Source organism: Succinivibrio dextrinosolvens DSM 3072 (assembly GCF_900167015.1).
GTDB classification, from domain to species: Bacteria; Pseudomonadota; Gammaproteobacteria; order Enterobacterales; family Succinivibrionaceae; genus Succinivibrio; species Succinivibrio dextrinosolvens.
The window spans coordinates 1-5,260 of sequence record NZ_FUXX01000074.1 but is presented as its reverse complement, the minus strand read 5'-3'; the positions used below and the strand labels follow the sequence as shown (position 1 = coordinate 5,260).

5 protein-coding genes are annotated in these 5,260 nt (G+C 35.6%); 3 read left to right on the top strand and 2 right to left on the bottom strand.

Annotation, left to right across the window (positions count from 1 at the left end; genetic code table 11):
- Positions 1–485 precede the first annotated feature (485 nt).
- Positions 486–1,322 (bottom strand): alpha/beta hydrolase family protein, encoded by an 837-nt coding sequence (locus tag B5D46_RS11690; protein ID WP_078929603.1) that lies wholly within the window; start codon positions 1,320–1,322, stop codon positions 486–488.
- Positions 1,323–1,431: 109 nt separating this feature from the next.
- Between B5D46_RS11690 and B5D46_RS11685 the strand changes: the two genes are divergently transcribed.
- The 3 genes from B5D46_RS11685 to B5D46_RS11675 all read left to right on the top strand — a co-directional run bounded on the left by B5D46_RS11685 (position 1,432) and on the right by B5D46_RS11675 (position 4,906).
- Complete coding sequence (locus B5D46_RS11685) at positions 1,432–2,007, top strand: PadR family transcriptional regulator (protein WP_078929602.1); 576 nt, start codon at positions 1,432–1,434, stop codon at positions 2,005–2,007.
- Between the two features lie 160 nt (positions 2,008–2,167).
- A complete protein-coding gene (gene mpl, locus B5D46_RS11680; RefSeq protein ID WP_078929601.1) occupies positions 2,168–3,526 on the top strand; it encodes a UDP-N-acetylmuramate:L-alanyl-gamma-D-glutamyl-meso-diaminopimelate ligase in 1,359 nt (452 codons plus the stop codon).
- A 42-nt stretch (positions 3,527–3,568) separates the two neighbouring features.
- The gene (locus B5D46_RS11675) at positions 3,569–4,906 is read left to right on the top strand and encodes a hypothetical protein (RefSeq protein WP_078929600.1); all 1,338 of its coding nucleotides are present in this window, start codon (positions 3,569–3,571) and stop codon (positions 4,904–4,906) included.
- Positions 4,907–4,963: 57 nt separating this feature from the next.
- Here the strand turns inward: B5D46_RS11675 and B5D46_RS12240 are convergent.
- Positions 4,964–5,260, bottom strand: a 297-nt coding sequence (locus B5D46_RS12240; RefSeq protein ID WP_078929599.1) for a hypothetical protein, incomplete at its 5' end; no start/stop codon positions are given.

Sequence of the window (5,260 nt, the reverse complement as noted above, 5' to 3'; positions counted from 1 at the left end):
CCTGCAACTTTGAGTAAACTACAGAGACCAAGAACAGAAAAAAGAGAAGAAAATGTATCAGTAAAATTGCTAGAAGAGGTATTTTTAGGTATCATATTCATGGTGTGTTTTTTTATGTTAACTTTTTGTTTTAGCAGATAAAATTATAACATATTAAACACACCTTTTCATCGGTATCTATCAGATATATAAGCTTTTTTTTGCTTATAATTACACCTCTTCCCAAAAATAAATCAATACAAGTTTTTAAAGAGCATCAAACCTAGAGTGAATCTAGTTTTGTTTTAAATTTCCATGTGGGAAACTAGAGTGAATAACATCAGGAGAATAGTCTTTGTTATGAATCACTATTGTCTTTTTTAATTGTATTTATGTTATGAGGTCGAAGGTGGAGAGTCTTTGAGCTGGCAAAATCCTTCAAAAAGACTAAAGGACGAAGGAATGATTTGGATTTTGCTAGCTCATCAGAAAATAGTCGTTTTCTGTTAATTGTTTTGTAGTGTTTTTACAAGATAGTCTTTTGCTGTGTTAACCGCTTTTTCCCTTGAATGAGTGAATCCGTGGTCATCTCCTTCGATCAGGTGTAGTTCTCCGTTTTTGAAGATCTCTTTGTAATGCAGACTATAGGTATAAGGAACCACGATATCATGGGTTCCGTGAATCAGGCATGCAGGTCCTGCGTAGTTCTTTGCGGTCTCATAAATAGGCAGAGTCTGTGCTGTCTTTATGTAGTTGTATCCGATCTTGTAGCCTTCATGATCTTTATCATGAAGATCGACATTCTTGGGAGGATTTACTGAATCATATCGGATATCAAAGATCTGACCTCTGATTGCATCATCTCTAAGAACAGCAGCTGGAGCCATCAGCACTAGAGATTTGATTTTATCTGCTCCTAGTTCTCCTGCTACCATTGAGGAAACTACACCTCCCTGAGAGTGTCCTGCTAATGCAATTTTGGTAACTTCATGTAAATCTTTTACATAGTTGTAAACTTTTTTAGTATCCTCAATTTCATTTATTACGGTCATATCCTCGAATTTACCTTCACTCTGGCCATGGCCGTTGAAATCAAAACGTATAGATGCGATGCCATTTTTTTCTAGTTTGTCTGCAAGATTTGTAAAGATGTCTACTTCCTTGCTTGAAGTGAAACCGTGACAGAGAATAACCAATGGGTATTTGTTTAATCCGTCTGGAGTCTGCATAACAGCAGAGAGTTTACCATGATCTCCCTGAATTGAAAGATTCTTGGTATGTGCATTTGATGTGAAAGGAATAATTGACATAACTGTTATAAGTGCTAGTTTTGATAGATTCATTTAATCCTCACTATTGTTTAATTATATGTAATTATTAACATGTTTATTTTAGAATAATTATATATTATATTTAACTTGTGTCAATTTTGCGTGATGCGGGTATTTATTTATGGCTCAGAAAAATTTATTACCACTTATTCTCCTTGGTCTACTTAGAGATTCAAAAAAAACAGGCTATGAATTAAAAAAGGACTTTGATACAGAGATAGGAGAATTCTGGTCAGTAAAGCATTCACAGATTTATCTTGAACTAAAACGTCTTACCGAACTTGGGGAAATAAATGCGGTAACAGGATTTTTTGGCTCAAAAGTTGAAAAAACCTACTATGAAATTACAAAATTTGGGAAAGAGCGTTTTTCAAAATGGCAATGCAGTTTTCAGAATGAACTGGCTGTAAATAAGGATGAGTTCGTTTTAAAGCTGTATTTTATAAAGGATAAGTCAGATGAAAGACTAGGTCAGCTTTTAAAGAATCAGTATGAATTACACCTGGAAAAATTATTGCACCTCAGGCAGAGAATGAAAGATGTATTCTCTACAATAGATAAAGATAATAACTACGGACATTATCTGATCCTGAACCATGCCATCAAAAGAGAGGAAGAGTATACCCAGTGGCTTGATGATTCACTTAAATATATTAGTGTCGGTGAAGAAAAAAATAAAAGAGAATATATAGATTGATATCTCTTCAAAATTTACGATTAAACATCGCTGAATTAGCCGGGTCTTAAGATACAATTGAAAGGTAATACTGAAGATATAATGAATGATTCCATTAACAGCTGTTAATGTCGTAAATAAAACGATAACTAAATAATTAAAAAAAGAAATAAGGATTCTTATGCATATTCATATTTTAGGCATTTGCGGTACTTTTATGGGAGGTATCGCTATGATTGCCAAACAGGCAGGTTTTAAGGTTACAGGTTCTGACCTGAATGTTTACCCTCCAATGTCGGATGAATTGAAAGCTGCAGGGATAGAACTTATTGAAGGCTTTGATGTTTCACAGTTGGATTCCAAACCAGATCTTGTTGTGGTTGGAAATGTTATGAGACGAGGAATGCCGATAGTTGAAAAGCTTCTGAATGAAAGAATTCCTTTTGTATCTGGTCCTCAGTGGCTGGAAGAGCATTATCTTCTAAAAAAGAAAGTTCTCGCTGTAGCTGGAACTCATGGCAAGACTACTACATCCTCAATGCTGGCATGGATTTTAGAGGCTAACGGAAAGAATCCTGGCTTTTTAATTGGCGGTATTCCAGAAAACTTCGGTATTTCTGCTAGAAATTCGGATTCAGAGTATTTTGTAATAGAAGCTGACGAATATGATTGTGCATTCTTTGATAAGAGATCAAAGTTCGTTCACTATCATCCATCCTGTCTAATCATGAATAACCTTGAGTATGATCATGCAGATATTTTTGATTCTGTTAAAGATATTCAGAAACAGTTCCATCATCTGATAAGAACTATTCCAAGTGAAGGTTTAATCGTTATGCCTAATAATGACAATAATCTCAATGAGGTTATTGAGATGGGCTGCTGGTCAAACAGATATGTTGTTGGTGAAGAAGATGGACTGCATGCAAAACTGTTAAAAGCGGACGGCTCAGAATTTGAAATTTATGATGGTTCTTCATTAGTTTCTTCTGTTAAGTATGAGTGTACTGGAACTTATAATGTTAATAACAGTCTTATGGCTATAAAGGCAGCATCATATGCAGGTATTTCTATTAAGGATGCAGCTGCTGCGCTTCAAACCTTTAAACTTCCAAAGCGAAGAATGGAACTAAAGGGAGTTGTAAATGACGTTGAAGTCTATGATGATTTTGCCCACCATCCAACAGCTATTCGTTTAACTTTAGAAGGTCTACGCGCAAAGATTGGCAATGAAAGAAAGCTTGTTGCTGTTTTTGAACCAAGATCTAATTCAATGAAACTTGGTGCAAATCATGAACTACTGGCTAAGTCATTCGAATCTGCTGATGAAATTTTTGTTTATGCCAATGATTCTGTAAAATGGAATGTAAAGGAATTAGAAAAACAGTCTTCTAAGCCTCTTTATGTTTATTCTGATTTTGACCAGATGCTGGATAGTATTGTTGGAACCTGTAATACAGGTTCAACTATTCTTGTAATGAGTAATGGCGGATTTAACGGAATTCACCAGAAATTATTAAAAAAATTAAACGATAAATAGAAAAAAGCATATGACTGATAACTGGAGTGCGATAACTGAAAAATGGATATAGATACACCATCCCTACAGTGTAAGGTCTTTGACCGTCTGGCTGTACAGAATTTTTTAGGTAACACTCAGTTTTACTGCCTGGAATTATCTGCCGGTAATACTTTTGATTTTGGTTTCTGTCGAAAAGATAACGTTCAAAGCTTACTGCGGGAAGTATTAACTGTTACCAATATGAAGGTTCTAAAAGGTGCTCATGAAAGGGTTATGATACCTTCAGTTCCTTGTGCCTTATGGGTTAAACAGGCCCGCAAATATGATCCTAGATCAGTTATCATGTGGCTTGAGAATTCTATAGAATTATCTGAAGAGTATAAGGACAGTATGCTTCGTCTTTATAATCAGGGAATGAAGTTTGCTGTTCGTGTTGATTCTATGGGAGAACTTCCTTCAAACAAGGCTCTTTTAAACTGCATTGACTATGTTCTTGTTGATGTTTCTAAGTATTCTGAGTTTTCTGATGTTATCCAGGGACTTAAGAAACACAATCCTGAACTGCAGACCATTGGTTACAAGGAGTCCTGCTCCATCTTTAATTTCACCAGTGCAGAGGCTAAAAAGTTTGACTGCGTTCTTGGTCTTGTTCAGAACGAATTCATTAAATATGAAGGCGTAAGACCTAAATGGCAGCATGACATGTTACGTCTGTTTGCCCAGTTATACTCCTCTTTTTATGACATTAAAGAGGTAGGTGAAATAGTTGCTCAGTACCCTCTAATGGGAACTGCTATGAAAAAAATGATGGGTTCTCGTGCTTTAACATCTCTAACGCTTAGAGGAAGGAATCTGAAGAATACGGAGAATCAGTCTTTAACTCAGAATGATTTACGAAATTTACTTGTAATTTCAGTTGCTTTTAATCTTTATACTTTAACCACCAAGAAGATAAATGATTCCAAAAAGCTTGCTTTCGATATGCAGAAGCTTAACTATGAACCATTTATTCAGGCTCTGATATTTGGAAAAATAGTAGATTTAATGGCACTGGAATTATGTGACGATATATCTGCTCCTCAGGCTTTCATGTCTGGCTTTATGAAATACTGTCATGTTTTTCTTCATGATACAGAAAAAGCAACCTTCTCAGAATTTCCTCTAGACGCTGTTTCTTCCTGCTATAAGGAAAATGGAGGAGAGCAGTTAGGTAAGATTATTAGAACACTTTCTCTTCTATTTGAACACAGAATTTCTGACGCTCTTGCTCTTGCTTACGATGAAGGTATCGAGCTTTATAAGCAAAAGATTTATGGTTACATCTCTCAGGCTTATATCTGGGCTGATGCTGTTGTTAAATCTTTAGATATTATTCCAGATCAGAATGAAATACAGTAGTAAAAAGATAGGTTGGATGAGAAATGAATAGAGCCTAACCTCCGCAGATCATAGTTACTAATTTTTGATCTGCTTCTTTGGGAAGGGTACACAGAATAATTCAAAGAGATCTCTAGTTTTTTTAGGGATCTCTTTTGTTATATATATACCTCTTCCTGCAGGTTTTGTGGCCTGCAGTTTCTTCAGCTGCAACATTGCCTTTTCAAGTGATTCTCCTGGTAATACCTTTCCTTCTGCTTTATGAGCGGCAGCAGATACACTTAGCATCATTCTCAGTGTTTGTGCCAGCAGGTGTATAAAAATCTTTCCTTTATAGGAAGAACCTGTTGCATTAAGGCGTTCACCATCATTTAA